Here is a 19,149-nt window from a genome sequence, read left to right as displayed (position 1 = left end):
ATGCCAGAACAGCCCATCCAGCTTTTCGCCAAACAACGCACCATTTATCCGCGTCGCGTATGGGGAAAATACCGTAAGCTGAAATGGGTAGCGATGGTTGTCCTGCTGGGCATCTATTATCTGACGCCCTGGATTCGCTGGGACCGGGGCGAATACATGCCATCCCAGGCCATTCTGATCGATATGCCACATCGGCGGGCTTATTTCTTCGGCATCGAAATCTGGCCACAGGAAGTCTATTATATCACCGGCATACTGATTCTGGCGGCGGTGGGGCTGTTTTTCGTCACCAGCCTGCTAGGACGTGTCTGGTGTGGCTATGCATGCCCTCAAACCGTCTGGACGGATCTTTTCATCTGGGTGGAACGCATTGTGCAGGGCGACCGCAATGCCCGTAAAAAGCTGGATGAATCACCCTGGAATTTTGAAAAAATCCGCAAAAAAACCCTGACGCATCTTATATGGCTGCTCATTGGTTTATGCACGGGCGGTGCCTGGGTCTTTTACTTCAACGATGCCCCCACACTGATGGACCAGATCCTCCATGCCGACGTGCCATGGTCAGTCGGCGGCTGGATCCTTGGCCTCACCTTCTCCACCTATGTGATGGCCGGGTTCGCACGTGAGCAGGTCTGCACCTACATGTGCCCGTATGCACGCTTCCAGTCGGCCATGTTTGATAAGGACACCCTCGTCATCTCCTACGACGAAAGGCGCGGCGAACCGCGTGGAAAACACAAGGCGGGCACCGGCTGGGAAAACCGTGGCCATTGCATTGATTGCGATTCCTGCGTGGTAGTATGCCCGATGGGCATCGACATCCGCAACGGCCTGCAGATGGAATGCATCGCCTGCGGCCTGTGCGTGGACGCCTGCAACAACGTGATGGACAAAATCGGCCTGCCCCACGGTCTTATCCGTTACGATACGGCCGAAGCTCATGACAAGGGCATAGCTTCCACCTTCCGGTTTTTCCGCCCGCGTACATTCTGGTACATCGGCATCATGTCAGCAGTCGGCAGCCTGATGCTCTATAGTTTACTGACCCGATCCCCGCTTGAAATCACCGTATTGCACGACCGCAACCCCATCTTCGTCACCCTCTCCGACGGCGATATCCGCAACGGCTACAACATCAGCCTGATCAACAAGGATCACACAGACCGGCAATATAAGCTCGAGATCAAAGGCATCGACACCAGAAACATTCGCGTTCAGGCCAGTCAGGACCTATCGCCCGATGCGCTGAATGTGTTTGCCGACAGCGTCGGCCACTTTCGGGTTTTCCTGACCGCGCCCAAACAAGCCGAAGCGCGAAAGCATATTGAATTTATCGTCACCGATACCCAGAATAATATCCGTGAAAGCGACAGCAGTATTTTTGTCAGCGAAAGGGAGTGATGCATGAAATCCCCGTCCAGCACAGCCCCGTTGCGTGACCGTATTATCCCCTGGTATTTTGTTCTTTTTTTCCTCGCTCTCGTCCTGATCGACGGCACCATGGTAACGCTTGCCGTCACCAGCCAGACCGGAACCGTCACGGACCATCCCTATGAAAAAGGCCTTGCCTATAACAAAGTGGTGGCCGCTGCGGATGCACAGGCCAGGCTCGGTTGGAAAAGCACAATACAATGGAAGGCCCAAGCCGGTTCTCAGGGAACCGTTACCATACGGCTTACCGACAGAAATGATTCGCCGATAGACAAAGCGCGAACCCACCTTGCCATCATGCGCCCCAGTCAGGATGGAATGGATTTCTCCGTGGAGCTTAAGGAAATATCGGCTGGTACCTATAGTTCCGCAATAACGTTCCCGGCAAAAGGGTTGTGGGAATTACGTGCATATGCCGATCGCGGCAACGAAACCTACCAGCACGCCATCAGGCTCGTTGTGGAATGAATCCCTCTCTCAGCCGTTTTGTCGTAACATCCGCCGACCATGGCCATTCATTGAATCTGCTGGTGGATGGCATGCATTGCCCTTCCTGCGTGGCGGCCATTGAAGGCGCGCTGAAAAAACAATCCGCCATAACCCAGGCGCGCCTCAACCTTTCCACCAAACGCCTGAACCTCGCCTGGAAGGGCCCCGCCGAACTGGCGGAGAAGTGGATAGCCCTCATTCAGGGAATGGGTTATCAGGCAGTGCCGTTTGACCCGCAAACGTCGGAAACCTTCTCACAGAAGGAAGAGAAATTCCTGCTGCGTTGCCTGGCCGTGGCCGGTTTTACCAGCGGAAACCTCATGCTCTTCTCCATCCCCCTCTGGACGTCGGATGGCGTGGAAATGGGCGTTGCCACCCGTACCATGTTCCAATGGATCCAAGCACTAATCGCCATTCCGGCCATCGCCTATGCCGGTCTTCCTTTTTACCGCTCCGCCTGGAACGCGCTGAAGGACCGCCGCACCAACATGGATGTGCCCATCTCGGTTGCCGTCATCCTTGCCACCGCCATGAGCCTGTTTGAAACCGTCACGCACGGCCTTCATGCCTATTTTGATTCCGGCGTGATGCTTCTTTTCTTCCTGCTTATCGGGCGTTACCTCGATGCCCGTGCCCGCGGCAAGGCGCGCAGCGCCGCCAGCGACCTGCTGCAGATGATGGCTGGCCGCGCCACCGTCCTGAATGCCGATGGCACAACGCGCACCATGTTGCTGTCGGATCTACAGGAAGGAATGACCCTGCTGGTAGCCACAGGGGAAAAAATCGGTGCCGATGGTATCGTGACCGAGGGCGTGTCCGAACTCGACACCAGCCTCATTACCGGCGAGACATTACCGGTAAAAGCCCAAAAGCACAGCCAGGTATTCGCGGGCACGCTGAATATCTCCGCCCCGCTGAAAATTCAGATTACCAAACCCAACAGCCAATCCCTGCTGGCCGAGATCATCCGGCTGATGGAACATGCCGAGCAGTCGCAGTCCCGCTATGTGGCGATCGCCGATAAAATCTCCCACTGGTACACACCCGCCGTGCATGCGCTTGCAGCCGCCACCTTTCTCGGCTGGTTTTTATTCGGCCACATCGCCTGGCAGCAGGCGCTGCTGTATGCCGCCACGGTACTCATCATCACCTGCCCCTGCGCACTGGGTTTGGCGGTTCCTGTCGTACAGGTCCTCGCCAGCGGTATTCTGATGCGACGTGGCATTCTTATCAAATCCGGCAGCGCGCTGGAACGCCTGGCCGGCATCACCAACGTGGTATTCGATAAAACGGGCACCCTCACGGTTGGCCATCCTGAACTTCAGGAAGAGGACCTGTATGACACCAAAACATTGCAGCTTGCCGCCTCTATTGCGTCACACAGCAGGCATCCGCTCTCACGCGCTGTCTGTCGGGCCTATGATGGCCCGCTGCTTGCCATGACCGTTCGGGAAGTCCCCGGTTCAGGGTTGGAGGCCGTCTCTAAAGGCAAAACCCTGCGCCTCGGCAAACAAAGCTGGTGTGGCGTCAAGCAAGCCGAAACCTCGCAGACCATGCAATTATGGCTCTCCGTGGAAGGGAAAAAGCCCCTATGCTTCCATTTTAACGACAGGCTGCGCAGCGATGCCAAAGCGGTGGTGCTACGGCTCCATCAGGCGGGCATCGCCACCAGCCTGCTTTCCGGTGACAGGGAGGAAATCGTCCATCGGGTTGCAGACGAGCTTGGCATTGCCCATGCGGAAGCAGCCCTCTCACCCGTGGAGAAATGCCGTTTCCTGGAGGAAATGAAGCAGCAGGGCGCCCGCACGCTCATGGTCGGCGATGGATTGAACGATGCCCCTTCCCTTGCTTCCGCGCATGTGTCCATGTCCCCCTCCACCGCCATGGACATTACCCAAAATGCCGCCGATATCGTCTTTCAGGGGGATAAGCTGCAACCGGTGCTGACGGCATGGAACATCGCCCGCCTGTCTCAGGTGCTGGTGAAGGAAAATTTCATCCTGGCCGTGCTCTACAACATCATTGCCATTCCGCTGGCCATGGCTGGCATGGTAACGCCGCTGGTAGCGGCCATTGCCATGTCCAGCTCGTCTCTGTTGGTGATTGCCAACGCCATGCGCCTGAATCTTCATAAGGAGGTCTAGATGGATGTCCTCATATACCTCATTCCCATTGCATTCGGGCTTGGCCTGACCGGGCTCGCCGGGTTCTTCTGGGCCATGCGCAACGGTCAGTTTGAAGATCTGGACGGCGCAGCATACCGCATATTGCAGGATGAAGAGGAAAAAGAAAAAGCCGCGCCCGGGCCTAAAGTCTGAACGCGGCCCGCCTCCCCTGTATGCTTAGGCGGCTTCTTTCAGCATGGCATATAATTCGTCCTTGAGGCGCAGTCGCTCTTTCTTGAGCTGTTCCATGCGCTCGTCACCCGCGGCTTCATTTTCAGCTTCAATGCGGTGAATGGTATGCTCCACCCGGTCATAATCCGCAAAAAGACGGGAAAAATGGCCGTCATTCTGCTTTAGCAGGTGAATACGTTCCTTAAACTCGGGAAATTCCTGCACAAGGCTATGTTGATCCAGACTCATGGTTCCTCCTTTTTCTTCCATCATGATACCCGCCCGGCGCCATGTCAGCTTGATACAGGTCAAGATGCACATCATCGCCTGGAATTACAAAGGATGAAACATTCTTTGATAAAGGACCTACCCATGAGGAAACTACTGACCGCTTCGTTATTGACCATCCTCTCCGCAGGCAGCGCGATGGCCGCTTCCGGCCAGTATGACGGCAATTGGATGATTCGCGCTCGTGCACTTGGCGTGGTACCCGATGAAAACAGCACCCTCAACATCGGGGGCGAAGTGGATGTGGATAACAGCGTGGTGCCCGAGGTGGACTTCTCCTATTTCTTCACGCCTAATATTGCCGCCGAACTCATCCTGGCCACCACCAAGCACAATGTCAAAACCACCAGCGGCACCGATGTCGGAAGCGCCTGGCTTCTTCCACCCACGCTGACGCTGCAATACCACTTCACCAATTTCGAGAGCTTCAAGCCCTATGTTGGCGCCGGCATCAACTACACCATGTTTTATAACGAAGACCCAGGCACCCTTTCTTCCGTCGATTACGATAACAGCTTCGGCGGCGCGCTGCAGGTCGGCGTGGATATTCCGATTCAAAACAACCTGTATTTCAACGTCGACGTGAAGAAGGTCTTCATTGACACCACCGCCAAATTCAACGGCGGCGCCGTAGTGGCTGATGTGGATATCGATCCCTGGCTCATCGGCGTGGGTATCGGCTACCGGTTCTGATATGTCCAACTGTCAGGACATCCATTCCTACAAAGGCAAGAGGAGCAAGCTTGAGAAAGCTTGCTCCGAATGCTGTTCAGAGGCTGGGTGCGCCAACACTTCGCGTATATGGGTCATTGCCGCATGCGAAGGACGCATTTCCTTGTTCAATCAAAAATCCTCAGGCCTGGTCCCCATACCCGTTAAAGAAAACACAATGGTCTTCCCTACCATTGCTGATTTTCAAAACAGAATGGAGGACGCCATGCACCTTCAGCAGTTTGACAGGCTGGTGCTTATCGGCAGCCCCGGCGACATGGCATGGCTGCATTCTATACTCACCCCCGACGCCTCGTGCCGTATCATAGCGGAAATCCAATACCCCCTTATGCCATCCTGGTTCAACCAGCCGACCAGCCAGGAACAGATGATCCAGGCCTTAAATCACGTTTTTTCAGTGTCATAAATTTGACATAGATCAAAGCACGCTTTCCTCTTTAAATTACAATAGGAAGCATGAATACCAACCGCACATTTCAACTAACCGGCATAGAACGACATTTCGACGAAGATGAGTTCATTGTCAGCAAAACAGATAACCGTGGCATCATCACCTATGCCAACGATGTGTTCCTCCGCATTGCGGGTTATGAACTTGAAGAAGTTCTGGGCAAGCCTCACAATCTTATTCGACACCCACGGATGCCAAAATGCGTTTTCCGTCTTTTGTGGGAACGTATAAAAACCGGTAATGAAATTTTCGCATATGTGGTGAACCGCTGCAAAAATGGCGATCATTATTGGGTTATGGCGCATGTTACCCCAAGCTATGACTCGGCGGGTAATATCGTGGGGTACCATTCCAATCGGCGTCGTCCAAACCCGGAAACTGTAACGAAAGTTCAATCCCTCTACGGTCAACTCCTGGAAATTGAAAAACAGCACGGCACAACAACCGCGGGACTGAACGCATCCTATGAGGCGATGCAGACATGGGTAAAAGAACAGGGCGGCAATTATGACGAAATTATCTTATCCCTCTAGATTCATGCTCTGCACGAGCCTCAGCATAGGGTTGGAGCTCTCTACATTTTTAATGCATACTTATCTCTTTGCCATACACGGCGTTATTCTGGCGCTTCTTACGCTAGCCCTCTATTTTTCATCGCTTCATCAGCGGGAAATCCGCCAGATCACCCGCATTGCCAATCAATGCGCCACAGGCAACCTTGAACAACGCATCATACTGCCTGCATCCCAAGGCGAAATGCGCTCGCTTGTCTATGCAGTCAATCGTTTTATCGATGTGGCGGATGCCTACATCCGTGAATCCGGTGCAAGCGCTGAACATGCGGCGCGCGGCCTTTTCTACCGCAACATCATGACAACCGGCTTGAGCGGCACATGGAAACAGGCGTCGGAAGGATTGAACAGTTCATCACACAAGGTCCGGCAAAATCTCATCGCAACCGCCAAAGATGCGGGCGCCAGGCTGGAACAAAGCGTGATGCAAACCATCGCCATGCTCAATAATTCGATTACACAACTGATGAACACCTCGAATTCGCTGAGTGAGGTTGCACGGCAAAACGACGTGCAGGCCGTATCGCTCTCCCATTCCAGCACCATTACATTGGAGAAGATGGGCAACATCGCCACAGCCATGGATGCCATGGCAACAGCCGTTCGGGAAATCAGCTATCAGGTAAATCACGCCAACGATCTCTCGCGCGAAGTGGTGGCGGAAGGCGAACGTACGCGCGCCGTCATTCAAAACCTGATGAACAGTTCCAGCCGCATCGGGGAGATTACCAAATTCATCACCGGCATTGCTTCCCAGGTAACGCTGCTGGCATTGAACGCCACCATTGAAGCCCAGCATGCGGGCGAAGCCGGCAAAGGGTTCGCCGTGGTGGCTTCCGAGGTCAAAGATCTTGCTACCCGCACCACCCAGGCCACCTCCGAAGTGGAGCAATACACCAACCAGATTCAGGAACAGATCGCCCAGACCAGCGAAACCATATCGCACATACTGGACCGCCTGGGCGGCTTGAGCCAGGTATCCTGCGTCATCGCCTCCGCCGTGGAAGAACAGACGGCCACCTCGCAGGAAATATCCAGCAACCTTCAGGCCACAACCGATGCCGCGCGCCAGTTCTCGGCATCCGTGGAAGCGGTAACAAAATCGGCTGCCCAGTCCAAGGAAGCCGCTCAACTGGTGAGCACATCCTCCACCACCCTGTCGGGTGCTTCCAACGCGCTAAACAGCAACATCACCCGCTTCATCGAAAGCCTCGGCGCGGCGGCTTAGGAATTATTCATCATCCGCTTCGGCATCGCACGCGCCGGATTCTGAACAGCTATTGCAGACATACTGCCGCAATGCCGTGATGTTATTGATAACAATATGCTGGCCTTTAACCACCACCCCCGCCTCTTTCAGCTGCTGCTGACTGCGGGAAAGCGTCTCCGGCTTCATGCCGAGAAACGCCGCCAGAATATGTTTTTCCACGGGTATATCAAGCTCACGGCTGCCATGTTCCTGGCTATGGCACAGGCGCAGCAGAAAACAGCCCAGCCGTTGCGCGGCGGACATGGTGCTCATATGTTCAAGCTTCAGTTGCGCCTGAAACATCCGCTCATTCAGCAGGTGCATGATGCTGGCGGAAAAGGAACTGTCCTCCTTCACCAGATTGCGCACCACATCGGCCGGAAGCACCACCACCGTGGCTTCGGCTCCCAGCACCTCCGCATGGTAGGGATATTGCGCATGGGCGAAAAGCGCTGCCTCGCCAAGAATATCGCCGTCGGTGCACAGCCCGATGATGGTTTCCTTCCCATCCGGCGTTTGCCGTGTAAGCTTGAGCCAGCCGCTGACCACAACCCACAGATTATCCGCCTTGTCGCCATGACAAAGAATGGCATCGTCCTTACGAAAATGACGGGTCCGCATGAGCGGCGCCATATGCTTCCATGCGCCGGGATGGCCTTTGAAAAGCGCATGTTCCTCAAAAATACTGGTACTGGTCGGTTTAGCTAATGCCATGGCCTCACCCGTTTAAAACGGGCTAGCCATAACATATAAAATATCAGCATACCAGCGACTTAAGCCACGCGGCTGTAAAGTTTCTGTTCCGGTATGAAGTATCTATCGAATGCCGCGCTCACCAGCCTGACGGCCTGCGGATAATCGGCATTAACACGTACATGGCCGTTCTGGATAGAAACAAAACCATCCGCCTCCAAAGGCTTCAGCATCGTAAATACCTCATCAAACATGGCCGCTGGCATACGCAGCCCAGCGCATAAACCATTCACATCCGCTTCAAAATAGCACATCAGCTGCTCAATGATTCGTCGACGCAGGCGATCATCATCGGTGAGGGTCACGCCTTTGGCGGTCGCAAACCTGCCATGCATCACCGCCTTTTCATATTGATCCGTCAGCGGATTATTCTGGACATAGCCCAGTTCAAAACTGCTGATGGCGGAAGCACCAAGGCCGATGAGCGTATCGGCCTTATCGGTCGTGTAGCCTTGAAAATTCCGGCGAAGTGTTTTTGCCTTCACCGCAGCCGCCATCTCGTCCCCTGGCAGCGCAAAATGGTCGAGCCCTATCTGCGCATAACCTGCTTCCGCCAGCAGATGGGCCGACTGTTCAAATAATGCCAGGCGCAACGCCTCATCGGGCAGTTCCTCGTCCTTGATCAGGCGCATGTTTTTCTTCTTCCATGGCACATGCGCATAGCCGAACAGCGATATCCGGTTTGGATTCAACAATAGAGCGAATTCAATGCTTCTGCGCATACTGTTGGGTGTTTGCCGGGGCAGGCCGTACATCAGATCGAAACTGATATGCTCAATGCCGTAATCACGGCAAAGCCGCACGGCATCATAAATGGTGGAAAAGGACTGCACACGATGGATCGCCTGCTGCACCTCCACCTCAAAGTCCTGCACGCCCAGGCTGATGCGGTTGACACCGGCCTTGGCATAAGCCGCGATTTTGGCTTCCGTCATACCGCGCGGATCTGCCTCCACCGCAATTTCCACGGCTGGCACCAGGTCAAAACATTCCCTTATCCACCCCATGCAACGGGCAAAATCATCCGGCGTCAGCATGGTGGGCGATCCACCGCCGAAATGCAGATGAGAAACAGGCTGCCGCCTGCCGATTGCATCCGCCACCAGCCGCATCTCACGTTTCATCACATGCAGATAATCTTCAACCGGGGCATAGCGCTCCGTGATTTTCGTATTGCAGCCACAAAACCAGCAAAGCTGTTTGCAATAAGGCACATGCACGTAAAGCGATACGGGATCGGGACCGAGCCTGCCCAGCCAATCCGCATGGGTTTGCGCACCCATAGGCACGAAATGTGGCGCCGTGGGGTAGCTGGTGTAACGCGGCACCTGCCTGGCATGCGCCAGCAATGAAAGGGATGATCCGTTATGTGTCATGAGGCAAAGGCTAAGCTTTATCGCCCCCGTCGGCCTTGACCTTGGTCAATCTGCTCCGGCAATAAAAAAGCCGGGCATGCCCGGCTAAACGCTGGCGCACCCAAAGAGATTCGAACTCCTAACCTTCTGATCCGTAGTCAGATGCTCTATCCAGTTGAGCTATGGGTGCGCACAGGGGTGTCTTATTTACGATGGTTTGCCAAAAAGGCAAGCGCAAAAAGCCTTGGCCAAGGCCGCCATTGGCACTATGTAGGGCGAATGAGTGAACGGATTTTGGACATATGCGTGGTTGGCGCGGGTGCGGTGGGTGGCTATATCGCCGCTAAAATGGCGCTTAACGGGCACCGTGTCAGCGTGCTTGGCCGCCGGGGCGCCCATTTGCAGGCCATGCAGCGGCAAGGACTGGAACTGACCATTGCAAACGGCAAAACCGTGCAGGCGCCCATTCATGCCGCCAGCGACAGGGCCGAAGAGCTTCCCAAGGCGGATTATGTGCTGCTTGGCGTCAAATCTCACCTGATTCCGGATATCGCACCGTCCCTTTTGCCGCTTTTCAAGCCCGATACCGCCGTCTCCAGCATCGTCAACGGCATTCCTTGGTGGTACGGTTACGGTGTGCAACCCGCATGGAACCAGCCCTGGCTGGACAGCGTGGACCCAGGCGGGCGCATCTGGAAAACACTTGGGCCGGAACGCGCCATCGGCTGCGTGACCAACATTGCCTCCAGCATCGAACGGCCCGGCCACATCCATGTGGGGTTCGAGTCCTGGTACCGGTTTGGCGAACCAGCTGCCCCCACCTCCGCACGGCTGGAAACCCTGGTGAACGCCATGACCGCCGCCGGTATCGATGCGCAGGCGAAAGCCGATATTCGCGCCGAAGTATGGCATAAAGTGTGGGGAAATGCCGCCTACAACCCCGTCAGCGTCATCACCCGCGCCCCCATGAACCGCATTGCGACCGACCCGAATACCCGCCCCATCATCATCGGTATCATGGAAGAGATCCGCCTGGTGGCCGAAAGCATGGGCATTACAGCCCTCACCAACCTGGAAGAGCGCCTGAGCGTGGCTGAAAAGCTCGGCGCGCACAAAACCTCCATGCTGCAGGACTGGGAAAAGGACGCCACCCTTGAGCTGGAAACCATTCTCGGCGCCGTGGTGGAGCTGGCCAAACGTCACAGGCTGGCCACCCCCCGCCTGGATATGCTATACGGTCTCATGCGCCAGAAAATCGACATCCGTCAGGAAGCGAAGGAGCAGGATCATGCCATGGCCCATGCGTAAATACGGAATTGCCCTCATCGCCAGCCTGTGCCTTGCCGCCTGCTCGGGCGAGGAGGTCCAGCGCGGCTATATCTTCAATGACGCCACCCTCGGCAAAATCAAGCAGGGCGAATCCACCCAGGCGGATGTGCTGCAAACTCTAGGCAGCCCCTCCCTTCGCTCGGACTTTGAAGTGGAGCGCTGGCACTATATCGGCCAGAAAGCGCGCAAAGTCAGCGTGTTGGACCCAACCGTGGAAGAGCACGAAGTCGTAACCGTGGAATTTGACGGCGAGGGCAAGGTCGGCAAAATCGAAAAACGCAACCTGAGCGACATGAACGACATCGATGTCGTCAAACGCGAAACCCCGTCCGAAGGCAACCGCTTCAGCGCCATGGAGCAACTCATCGGCAATTTCGGCCGCTTTAACAAGGATGGTAAGGATGCCGCCTCCGCCAGCTCCAGCATCCCGACCGGCGGCCGTTAATTAACCGAAAAGTTAATAAATTAAACTATGCTCTGTCAAATTGCAGGGCATATTATGGTAAATAATACATCACCGATTGCGGATACACTTAGCTCGGCCTTTCTGGAAGTATTGAGCCATTGCCCGACGGAACAATCGCGCCAAATCCTTAACATTGTTTTCGAAGCAATCGGCGAAGCCGCCGGCACCGGCCAGCCCTGTGGGTTGGTAACGGCCATCCCCGCATTGATGCAATGGGTGCAGACCGGGGCGGATAAACCGGGTTCTCAACCTCCCATGGATGCCTCGGTCCGCCAGGAGCTGGAAATGAATTTCCGCATGCCGCCGGAAATCGCTTTTTCTCTCCTCGGTAACACTTCCAACGTGGAATTCCTGATTGGCAATAACCAGTACATGGAAACGGTTCTGGTGGATCAAGGCCAAGCCTATCTGGTGAGCCAGGACGGGCAATCCATCGAGCCCATTCACGATCTGGTGGCCTACACCAGAAAATTTGGAAAAGATTGCCAAACGGCATCGCAAACCAATGAGCAGTTTGACTCGCTGTTGCAACCCTTTCGTGAAGACCGCATAAACCATCCGCCCAAACCGCCTTCCCTCTCGTCCAAACTGCAACGCCTGCTGGCGGATATGGATGTCGAACCGGAAGCAGAAGCGGAAGCCACGGCCACAGACCACGATACCAGTGAAAAAAAGGAACGCCAGCGCATCACCGGCAAGCAATTGATAGAAGGATTCTCTGTCGGCGTCTCCGCCCTTCAAACGGGCCTGCAGGGCACCACCAAGGCGTTAGCGGCACTTGAACAGGCAAAAGGTGCCAAGGGACTTCATGCCGTGGCGGCGGGGCTGACGGCGCTTACCGCAGCATTGGGCACATTCGTTGCCGTTGCGAAAATCCTTTCCCCGGAAGAAGAAAAACAAAAACCTCAAAACAAGCCAGAAGACGCCAAACCCCAAGAAGCCAAGGTCACACCGGAAATGCCGGAACTGGAGATTATCAAAGGCGCGACAAAAGACCTGGAGAAGGGTCTCGGAAAAGCTGCCTAACCAATAGTTAAGCAAATCCGCCTAAAACCCTATCATGGCTTGGCAGGACAATCTCAACCCATCCCAACATGAACCCTTCAAGCTGGACGAATACAAGCAGGGCCATGATTACCCGATGGTCGGCATTGATTTCGTCCGGCTGGGGTCTGCGCATATCTATGTTTCAAATCTTGAACGCCTGATCGCCTGCCGCAAAACCCTGGCCAACTACGGCGCCATTGTCAACAAACCCTATGATTCCCGCATGGAGCGGCACGAGGTCATCGACCGCCACACCAATGAACGCATCCTTGCGGAACGCGACAGTCTCTCCGCCGCCGACAAGCTCAACCTCAAGGAAATCTCCTGCTGTTTCTTCATTTCCAGCCAGCCGGCAGGCGCACCCGCGCGTTATGCCTATATCGGCGTGATGATGGACCGGATGGACGGCATCTTGAAGCAAATCGCCACCGAAAACCGCTTTAACCCCACCGATCACCTGGCCTTCCTCCTTGCCCGGGCAGACGGCATGCCCAGGGAAACCCTGCGGGAATACATGATAAAACAATACCATTTCGGCGAAGACTGCATCTATTGCGACTATAAGAATCTGTAGCTCCACCTTGCCGCAAGCCATGCATGGCGGTATGAGGGGGGGCATATTCCTAACGGAGCTCGCCATGGAACCTGCCGCTACCGAAGCCGCGCTGCAATTCACAGGTTTTGACTTCGCCGTCATCACGGTGGTCGTACTTTCCACCCTCATCGGCCTGCTGCGGGGTTTTGTGCGTGAGGTTCTGTCACTGGTAGGGTGGATCGGATCCACCATCATCACCTTCTATTGCTACAAGGAAGTCGCCCAGATCATCCGCCCCAACGTGGAAAGCGAAAACGTGGCCCTGGCTGCGGCCATCGGCGGCACCTTCATCGTCAGCCTTATCTCCTTTTCCATTCTCAATCTGCTGATCGTGCGCCTTGTGCGCGCCACGCATCTGGGTTCGGTGGACCGCTCGCTGGGCGTCGCCTTTGGCGCCTTTCGCGGCGTGTTCCTCGTCGCCCTGGCTTACCTGATGTTTTCCACCGTCATGTCGGAAGCCAATGAGCCCGATACCATCAAAAACGCCGTCACCGCACGGCTGGTGAAACTCTCAGCAGGCATCCTGACCGACAGCGCCCCAAGCGTTGCTGAGGACATGCAGCAGCTCGGCCAGAAGGTCAAAGAAGACGTCATGGGCAAAAAAGGCGAACCAGCGCCGGAAGCCGCCACCAATCCCGAGGAAAAAGCAAAGTCGGATAAACAGAATTTCCTCGCCGCCATTCTCATCCGGCCGGATTTCGCGGCCCTGAGCGATACCGACCGCAAGAAACTGCGTCAAATCATGGACGATGTGCCCCCCATCGCCGTTACCGATAAAACCAGCCCTTCCAACCTTCCCTCGCAGGAAGCCGCCAATCGCCTCATCAACATCGTACGCCTGCACAAGCAGCTGGAATACAAGAAACTTACCACCAAGCCGGACCCCAACAACCCCGCCCCGGCGGAACCCACCCTGCCCGATGAGCCGGAGCTGAACCAGCTGGAAGAAAAGTTGATTTACATTTTTAACAAAACCAGCCATACATCGCCCGCGACAAGCGAGGGAACGCCTGCCGTTTCCGCCCCTCCGCCCATTGCCGGCACCAACGAATGATGCAAACCGAACCAGACATCCAGCACGAGACCGACGCTTTTCGCGATGAATGCGGCGTCTACGGCGTGTTTCGTCACGACGACGCCAGCGCCCATGTCGCGCTGGGCCTGCACGCGCTTCAACATCGCGGGCAGGAAGCTGCCGGCATCGTGGCCTGCACGCGTGAGGGCAAATTCACCAACCTGAAGGCCCTTGGTCTGGTCGGCGATAATTTCACTAACGAATCCATGATGGCGCAGCTGCGCGGCGATGCCGCCATCGGCCATGTGCGCTATTCCACCACCGGCGAAACGGTGCTCCGGAACGTGCAGCCCATCTATGCCGAACTCGCCCTCGGCGGCTTTGCCATCGCCCATAACGGCAACCTTACCAACGGCACCCTGCTGCGCAATCAATTGATTGAGACGGGAAGCATCTTCCAGTCCACCATGGATTCCGAAGTGCTCATTCACCTGGTTGCCACCAGCAAGAAAACCTCGCTGAAGGACCGCCTGGTCGAAACCCTGCTCAAGGTAGAAGGCGCTTATTCGCTCGTCTGCCTCACTCCCATCTCCATGATCGGCGTGCGCGACCCGCACGGCGTGCGTCCCCTCGTGCTCGGTCAACTGGACGGCGCCTATATCCTGTCATCCGAAACATGCGGTTTGGACATCATCGGCGCGCGCAAGATCCGTGATGTCAAACCGGGTGAGCTGGTCGTCATCGACGACAAGGGCGTGCATTCCAGCTTTCCTTTCACGCAGGTGGGCTCCCGCCAGTGCGTGTTCGAATACATCTACTTCGCCCGCCCCGATTCGGTGATGGACGATAAAAGCGTCTATGCATCCCGCAAGATGATCGGCGCGGAACTGGCGCGTGAAAACCCCGTCGATGCCGATGTGGTCGTCCCTGTGCCGGATTCCGGCGTGCCCGCCGCCATCGGCTATGCCGATGCCTCCGGCATCCCGTTCGATCTCGGCATCATCCGTAACCACTATGTCGGCCGCACCTTCATCGAACCCACGCAGCAGGTGCGCAACCTTGGCGTCAAGCTCAAGCACAATGCCAACCCCGCCAGCATCGCAGGCAAGCGGGTGATATTGGTGGATGATTCCATCGTGCGCGGCACCACCAGCAAAAAGATCGTCGCCATGGTGCGCGAGGCCGGTGCGAAGGAAGTGCACATGCGCATCGCCAGCCCGCCGACGACGCACCCGTGCTTCTATGGCGTCAACACCCCCACGCGCGAGGAGCTGATGGCTGCCAATTACACCGTGGAACAGATGCGCCAGATGATCGGCGTGGACTCGCTCGCCTTCCTCTCCATCGACGGCCTCTACCGCGCCATGGGCGAAGCGAAGCGCAACAATGATGGCCCGCAATATTGCGACGCCTGCTTCACCGGTGATTACGCCATCCGCCTGACCGATTTTGAAAAAGGCCTGGCCGGCAATAATTGCGGCGACTCCCCCGAGGTCATCGCCAAACGCAGCGCGGCCAAACGTGCTTAAAGGCCGCATCATCCTCGTCACCGGCGCCTCGCGTGGGCTGGGCTTTGAAATCGCCAAAGCCTGCGGCGAACAGGGCGCGCATGTAGTGGCCATCGCCCGCACCAAAAAGGAACTGGAGAAACTGGACGATGCCATCCAGGCCGCAGGCGGTGAAGCCGCCACGCTGGTGCCGATGGACATCACCCAGTTCGCGCTGATCGACCAGCTCGGCGCGCAGTTGTTTGAACGTTTCGGCAGGCTGGACGGCTTCGTCGCCAACGCCGCCTGCATGCACTCCTTGGCGCCTGCGCACCACATCCCGCCCGCGCATTGGGAACGCACGATGAACACCAACCTCACCGCCAACATGCGCTTCATCCGCAGCCTTGATCCCCTTCTGCGCAAGTCCGAAGCGGGCCGCGCCATCTTCGTCACCTGCAGCCTGGCGCGGGACGATGCCTTCTGGGGCACCTACGCCAGCAGCAAAAAAGGCCTGGAAGCGCTGGCCATGAGCTATGCATCCGAAACCGAGAAATACCCGCTGCGAGTCTCCCTCATCGACCCCGGCCCCCTGGGCACCGGCCTGCATCAAGTCGCCTTCCCTGGCATCGGGCTGGACACCCTGCCCCACCCATCCAGCGCTGTACCCAAATTCCTGGAAGCGCTAGCATAACGGCTGGAGAGAATACCTCATGGCCGTCTACACCCCTGTCAGCAAAGCCGAAGCCCAACACCTGCTGAAACACTATACCATCGGCAGCTTGCAATTGATCGAGGACATCGCCCAGGGCATCGAGAATTCCAATTTCTACCTCACCACCGATACCGGCCGTTACGTCCTCACCCTGTTCGAGAAACGCATCCAGCCCGCCGAACTTCCCTTCTTCATGGAGGTCATGCAGGGCTTCGCCGGCCAGAACCTCCCGGTGCCACGCCCCGAACAATCGGACAACGGCACCCCCATCCATCAGCTCAACGGCAAAGCCACCTGCATCGTCAACTGCCTGCCAGGCAGCGATATCAAAAGCCTGGACGATATTACACCCGCGCACATGGCCGAGCTTGGCGTCACACTCGCCAAGCTCCACCTCGCAGGCCAGAAGCTCCCGCAACTCAACCGCGCGAACGACCTCAGCCTCTCCGGCTGGCAACAACTCGCCGAAAACCTTCTACCCCATGCCGACAGCATCATCCCCGGCCTCAACGTCATGCTCCGGCTGGAACTCTCTTTCCTGCAGCAGCACTGGCCGCAAAACCTCACCAGCGCAATCATCCATGCCGACCTGTTCATCGACAACATCCTGTGGCAGGGCAACCGCATCTCCGGCATCATCGACTGGTACTTTGCCTGCCGCGACAGCTGCCTCTACGATCTGGCAATCGTTTTCAACGCCTGGTGCTTCGATGGCAACCACCGCTACATGCCCGCGCGCGGTGATGCGCTGATGCAGGCCTACCGCGCCGCTGGCCCCTTGCCGGAAACCGAATGGCAACATTTCAACACCATTTGCCGCGGCGCGGCCCTGCGCTTCCTCCTTACCCGCGCCTATGACTGGCTGCACACGCCCGCAGGCGTGCTGGTCACCAAAAAAGACCCCATCGAATACTGGCTGAAATGGAAACACTATGCAGAGCGCTGACATCGTCCACATCTTCACCGATGGCGCCTGCAAGGGCAATCCCGGCCCTGGCGGCTGGGGCGCTGTGCTGGTTTTTGGCGAGCATCGCAAAGCCCTGAGTGGCGGCGAGAAGGACACCACCAACAACCGCATGGAACTCATGGCCGCCATCGAAGGTTTGAAAGCCCTCAAACGCGACTGCACTGTCATCCTGACGACCGACAGCCAGTACGTACGCAAGGGCATCACCGAATGGGTGCATGGCTGGCAGAAGAACGGCTGGAGAACCGCCGACAAAAAACCCGTGAAAAACGCCGACCTCTGGCAATTACTGCTGGAAGAAACCAAACGTCACCGCATCACCTGGGAATGGGTGAAAGGCCATAGCGGCCATCCAGAAAACGAGGAGGCAGACATGCTGGCCTCCAACGCCGCCGAGGATTTCGGCAAAAAAAGCCAATAAAAAAGGGCGGTGCCGAAGCACCGCCCCAAAAGCCTGGAGGGCTTTACCTCTAAAGAGGCTGTTATGCGCGTTGGATATCGTCCGTTTGTACGTTCAACGCTTGTGCCACAACCGGCACGGTCTGGAAGACGTTGCTGGCAACGTCGTAAAGAGCCGTACCCGTGGGAATGGTGATGTCATGGCCGAACACGGAAACCGTAAGGTCATGCTCATAACTGGCCGCCTGAACCGGTGCGGTGATACGCCCATCGGTCAAGCTCCAGCCCGGCTGAATGGCGTTCACATGGTCCACAATTTGCTGGGCATAGCTGTGGCCGGCAATCGGGTCATGCGTCAAGATGGCGGCAAGCGCCGTTACATCCACCTGGCCGTCAGCGGTCAGCGCCAAGCGCTCATTCACGCCGCTGGCGGAAAGAATGTAATTCACATTGGAGGCAAGCCAACTGAACGCAGCCTGTTTGGCATCTGTATCCAGCGCCACCAGCGTGGCAGCAGCGACTTCCGGCTCTGCTGCGGGCGCAGCTTCACGGCCGGTATATTCGCTAGCCAGCGAAGGATTGACCGGCAGCAGCTGAATGGCAAGCTTCACCGCGTCGCTATCCATGGAAATGAAACCACGGTTTGCCAGATCCTGGAAATAGGCCGTCACAGCTTCCGTCGTCGGCACCACGCGACCGTCTGCCACTTGGGCAAAAATACCATCATTGCCGAGGAACACGCGGTCGCGCAGATGAATGCCCATACGGTCAAGCGCCGCATCCAGCTGTACCTTTTGATCCAGCGAGGCAGCATAGCTGGCCGGCAGATCGCCACGCAGCAGCGAGCCCTCCGGCAGCGTGTTCAGCATCTGCTGTCGTAGGGCGTCATTTTCCTGCCAGAAGCGGGCATACCAGCCATCGCGACCGGAAGCCGTCAGGCCGTTGTCAATCTGGTCGCCAAACAGGAAATAGCTGAGCGGATAAGTGGAATGATCAATCGTCGGATCATTCGGGTTCAGCGTCGGAATGGTGGCCACCGGAGGAGTGTGCGAAAGACCATATTGCGCCACTTGCGTCATATAGGCAGCAAACTGCGCATAGGCAGCCTCTTCATTCGCGCCCTGATAAAACTCGAGCGGCGGCACCAGCATGTTCACCGGCACACCTGCATCCAGCGAGGCATCCACCAGCGGCTTGGTCGCGATATCGCCCGGAAACACGGCCTGATCCCACGACAACCCGTTGCCGGTAATATGGCCGTTGATGTCATAAGGAGGCGTAACGGCATATTCCGCCTGGAACATCAGACGCCCCTGCTCGGCATAGGCCAGAATGGCCTGGCGGGTCGGATCATTCTCCGGCAGATAATGGAACACACTCTCCATGCCGTGCATCTGGAAGCTGGCGGGCGGCAGGCCGCTATCGGCGCGCTCGGCATCCGCCGTCTGCATGGTGCGTAGCATGATGTCGGCC

20 protein-coding genes and 1 tRNA gene are annotated in these 19,149 nt (G+C 56.7%); 17 read left to right on the top strand and 4 right to left on the bottom strand.

Going from position 1 to position 19,149, the window contains the following annotated elements:
* The 4 genes from ccoG to ccoS are packed head-to-tail and all read left to right on the top strand — an operon-like array spanning position 1 to position 4,238.
* Positions 1-1,401, top strand: coding sequence for a cytochrome c oxidase accessory protein CcoG (ccoG, locus tag GC177_03495; protein ID MBI1275018.1), 1,401 nt, complete (start codon positions 1-3; stop codon positions 1,399-1,401).
* Between the two features lie 3 nt (positions 1,402-1,404).
* Positions 1,405-1,899, top strand: a complete 495-nt coding sequence (locus GC177_03490; GenBank protein ID MBI1275017.1) for a hypothetical protein — start codon at positions 1,405-1,407, stop codon at positions 1,897-1,899.
* A complete protein-coding gene (gene cadA, locus GC177_03485) occupies positions 1,896-4,064 on the top strand; it encodes a cadmium-translocating P-type ATPase (GenBank protein MBI1275016.1) in 2,169 nt (722 codons plus the stop codon). The genes GC177_03490 and cadA overlap by 4 nt, the downstream gene beginning before the upstream one ends.
* A complete protein-coding gene (ccoS, locus tag GC177_03480; protein MBI1275015.1) occupies positions 4,065-4,238 on the top strand; it encodes a cbb3-type cytochrome oxidase assembly protein CcoS in 174 nt (57 codons plus the stop codon). It abuts the gene before it with no gap.
* A gap of 24 nt (positions 4,239-4,262) precedes the next feature.
* Here the strand turns inward: ccoS and GC177_03475 are convergent, their stop codons facing one another.
* Positions 4,263-4,505, bottom strand: coding sequence for a DUF465 domain-containing protein (locus GC177_03475; protein ID MBI1275014.1), 243 nt, complete (start codon positions 4,503-4,505; stop codon positions 4,263-4,265).
* Between the two features lie 123 nt (positions 4,506-4,628).
* Between GC177_03475 and GC177_03470 the strand changes: the two genes are divergently transcribed.
* From GC177_03470 to GC177_03455, 4 genes are all read left to right on the top strand, one after another.
* Entirely contained in the window at positions 4,629-5,237 is a 609-nt protein-coding gene (locus tag GC177_03470; protein ID MBI1275013.1) for an outer membrane beta-barrel protein, read from the top strand.
* 196 nt (positions 5,238-5,433) lie between these two features.
* A complete protein-coding gene (locus GC177_03465) occupies positions 5,434-5,682 on the top strand; it encodes a hypothetical protein (GenBank protein ID MBI1275012.1) in 249 nt (82 codons plus the stop codon).
* A gap of 50 nt (positions 5,683-5,732) precedes the next feature.
* On the top strand, positions 5,733-6,260 hold the full coding sequence (locus tag GC177_03460) for a PAS domain-containing protein (GenBank protein MBI1275011.1): 528 nt from the start codon (positions 5,733-5,735) through the stop codon (positions 6,258-6,260).
* Positions 6,235-7,527, top strand: coding sequence for a hypothetical protein (locus GC177_03455; protein MBI1275010.1), 1,293 nt, complete (start codon positions 6,235-6,237; stop codon positions 7,525-7,527). Before GC177_03460 ends, GC177_03455 begins: the two co-directional genes overlap by 26 nt.
* Before the next feature lie 3 nt (positions 7,528-7,530).
* On the opposite strand, the gene GC177_03450 is transcribed toward GC177_03455, so the two are convergent.
* The 3 genes from GC177_03450 to GC177_03440 form a co-directional block, all read right to left on the bottom strand.
* Positions 7,531-8,262: a cyclic nucleotide-binding domain-containing protein gene (locus GC177_03450; GenBank protein ID MBI1275009.1), complete on the bottom strand. Its 732-nt coding sequence runs from the start codon at positions 8,260-8,262 to the stop codon at positions 7,531-7,533.
* Between the two features lie 59 nt (positions 8,263-8,321).
* A complete protein-coding gene (gene hemN, locus GC177_03445) occupies positions 8,322-9,677 on the bottom strand; it encodes an oxygen-independent coproporphyrinogen III oxidase (protein MBI1275008.1) in 1,356 nt (451 codons plus the stop codon).
* A 92-nt stretch (positions 9,678-9,769) separates the two neighbouring features.
* Positions 9,770-9,846: transfer RNA gene (locus GC177_03440), tRNA-Arg, on the bottom strand.
* Here GC177_03440 and GC177_03435 point away from each other — a divergent pair.
* The 9 genes from GC177_03435 to rnhA are packed head-to-tail and all read left to right on the top strand — an operon-like array spanning position 9,819 to position 17,698.
* Positions 9,819-10,964 (top strand): 2-dehydropantoate 2-reductase, encoded by a 1,146-nt coding sequence (locus GC177_03435; GenBank protein ID MBI1275007.1) that lies wholly within the window; start codon positions 9,819-9,821, stop codon positions 10,962-10,964. The two genes, GC177_03440 and GC177_03435, sit on opposite strands and share 28 nt — an antisense overlap.
* The gene (gene bamE, locus GC177_03430; GenBank protein MBI1275006.1) at positions 10,945-11,430 is read left to right on the top strand and encodes an outer membrane protein assembly factor BamE; all 486 of its coding nucleotides are present in this window, start codon (positions 10,945-10,947) and stop codon (positions 11,428-11,430) included. Before GC177_03435 ends, bamE begins: the two co-directional genes overlap by 20 nt.
* A gap of 54 nt (positions 11,431-11,484) precedes the next feature.
* The gene (locus tag GC177_03425) at positions 11,485-12,477 is read left to right on the top strand and encodes a hypothetical protein (GenBank protein ID MBI1275005.1); all 993 of its coding nucleotides are present in this window, start codon (positions 11,485-11,487) and stop codon (positions 12,475-12,477) included.
* Between the two features lie 34 nt (positions 12,478-12,511).
* Positions 12,512-13,072 (top strand): hypothetical protein, encoded by a 561-nt coding sequence (locus GC177_03420; protein ID MBI1275004.1) that lies wholly within the window; start codon positions 12,512-12,514, stop codon positions 13,070-13,072.
* Between the two features lie 19 nt (positions 13,073-13,091).
* The gene (locus tag GC177_03415) at positions 13,092-14,147 is read left to right on the top strand and encodes a hypothetical protein (protein MBI1275003.1); all 1,056 of its coding nucleotides are present in this window, start codon (positions 13,092-13,094) and stop codon (positions 14,145-14,147) included.
* Positions 14,144-15,637 carry an amidophosphoribosyltransferase gene (locus tag GC177_03410; protein MBI1275002.1) on the top strand — a complete coding sequence of 498 codons (1,494 nt, stop codon included), beginning with the start codon at positions 14,144-14,146 and terminating at the stop codon, positions 15,635-15,637. Before GC177_03415 ends, GC177_03410 begins: the two co-directional genes overlap by 4 nt.
* Positions 15,555-16,289 carry an SDR family NAD(P)-dependent oxidoreductase gene (locus tag GC177_03405; protein MBI1275001.1) on the top strand — a complete coding sequence of 245 codons (735 nt, stop codon included), beginning with the start codon at positions 15,555-15,557 and terminating at the stop codon, positions 16,287-16,289. The genes GC177_03410 and GC177_03405 overlap by 83 nt, the downstream gene beginning before the upstream one ends.
* A gap of 19 nt (positions 16,290-16,308) precedes the next feature.
* The gene (gene thrB, locus GC177_03400; GenBank protein ID MBI1275000.1) at positions 16,309-17,256 is read left to right on the top strand and encodes a homoserine kinase; all 948 of its coding nucleotides are present in this window, start codon (positions 16,309-16,311) and stop codon (positions 17,254-17,256) included.
* Positions 17,243-17,698: a ribonuclease HI gene (rnhA, locus tag GC177_03395; GenBank protein MBI1274999.1), complete on the top strand. Its 456-nt coding sequence runs from the start codon at positions 17,243-17,245 to the stop codon at positions 17,696-17,698. The genes thrB and rnhA overlap by 14 nt, the downstream gene beginning before the upstream one ends.
* The last annotated feature ends 1,451 nt before the right edge of the window (positions 17,699-19,149 follow it).

The sequence above is a fragment of the bacterium genome (assembly GCA_016124905.1).
Taxonomy (GTDB): domain Bacteria; phylum Pseudomonadota; class Alphaproteobacteria; order Rickettsiales; family RI-342; genus RI-342.
Note: the sequence above shows the minus strand (reverse complement) of the source record. Positions and strands in the feature narration are given on the sequence as shown.

What these genes read in the sequence shown, in the direction of transcription:
- ccoG (MBI1275018.1), top strand. Translation starts at nt 1, where the DNA reads ATGCCAGAACAGCCCATCCAGCTTTTCGCCAAACAACGCACCATTTAT.
- GC177_03490 (MBI1275017.1), top strand. Translation starts at nt 1,405, where the DNA reads ATGAAATCCCCGTCCAGCACAGCCCCGTTGCGTGACCGTATTATCCCC.
- cadA (MBI1275016.1), top strand. Translation starts at nt 1,896, where the DNA reads ATGAATCCCTCTCTCAGCCGTTTTGTCGTAACATCCGCCGACCATGGC.
- ccoS (MBI1275015.1), top strand. Translation starts at nt 4,065, where the DNA reads ATGGATGTCCTCATATACCTCATTCCCATTGCATTCGGGCTTGGCCTG.
- GC177_03475 (MBI1275014.1), bottom strand. Translation starts at nt 4,505, where the DNA reads ATGAGTCTGGATCAACATAGCCTTGTGCAGGAATTTCCCGAGTTTAAG.
- GC177_03470 (MBI1275013.1), top strand. Translation starts at nt 4,629, where the DNA reads ATGAGGAAACTACTGACCGCTTCGTTATTGACCATCCTCTCCGCAGGC.
- GC177_03465 (MBI1275012.1), top strand. Translation starts at nt 5,434, where the DNA reads ATGGTCTTCCCTACCATTGCTGATTTTCAAAACAGAATGGAGGACGCC.
- GC177_03460 (MBI1275011.1), top strand. Translation starts at nt 5,733, where the DNA reads ATGAATACCAACCGCACATTTCAACTAACCGGCATAGAACGACATTTC.
- GC177_03455 (MBI1275010.1), top strand. Translation starts at nt 6,235, where the DNA reads ATGACGAAATTATCTTATCCCTCTAGATTCATGCTCTGCACGAGCCTC.
- GC177_03450 (MBI1275009.1), bottom strand. Translation starts at nt 8,262, where the DNA reads ATGGCATTAGCTAAACCGACCAGTACCAGTATTTTTGAGGAACATGCG.
- hemN (MBI1275008.1), bottom strand. Translation starts at nt 9,677, where the DNA reads ATGACACATAACGGATCATCCCTTTCATTGCTGGCGCATGCCAGGCAG.
- GC177_03435 (MBI1275007.1), top strand. Translation starts at nt 9,819, where the DNA reads ATGCTCTATCCAGTTGAGCTATGGGTGCGCACAGGGGTGTCTTATTTA.
- bamE (MBI1275006.1), top strand. Translation starts at nt 10,945, where the DNA reads ATGCCATGGCCCATGCGTAAATACGGAATTGCCCTCATCGCCAGCCTG.
- GC177_03425 (MBI1275005.1), top strand. Translation starts at nt 11,485, where the DNA reads ATGGTAAATAATACATCACCGATTGCGGATACACTTAGCTCGGCCTTT.
- GC177_03420 (MBI1275004.1), top strand. Translation starts at nt 12,512, where the DNA reads ATGGCTTGGCAGGACAATCTCAACCCATCCCAACATGAACCCTTCAAG.
- GC177_03415 (MBI1275003.1), top strand. Translation starts at nt 13,092, where the DNA reads ATGCATGGCGGTATGAGGGGGGGCATATTCCTAACGGAGCTCGCCATG.
- GC177_03410 (MBI1275002.1), top strand. Translation starts at nt 14,144, where the DNA reads ATGATGCAAACCGAACCAGACATCCAGCACGAGACCGACGCTTTTCGC.
- thrB (MBI1275000.1), top strand. Translation starts at nt 16,309, where the DNA reads ATGGCCGTCTACACCCCTGTCAGCAAAGCCGAAGCCCAACACCTGCTG.
- rnhA (MBI1274999.1), top strand. Translation starts at nt 17,243, where the DNA reads ATGCAGAGCGCTGACATCGTCCACATCTTCACCGATGGCGCCTGCAAG.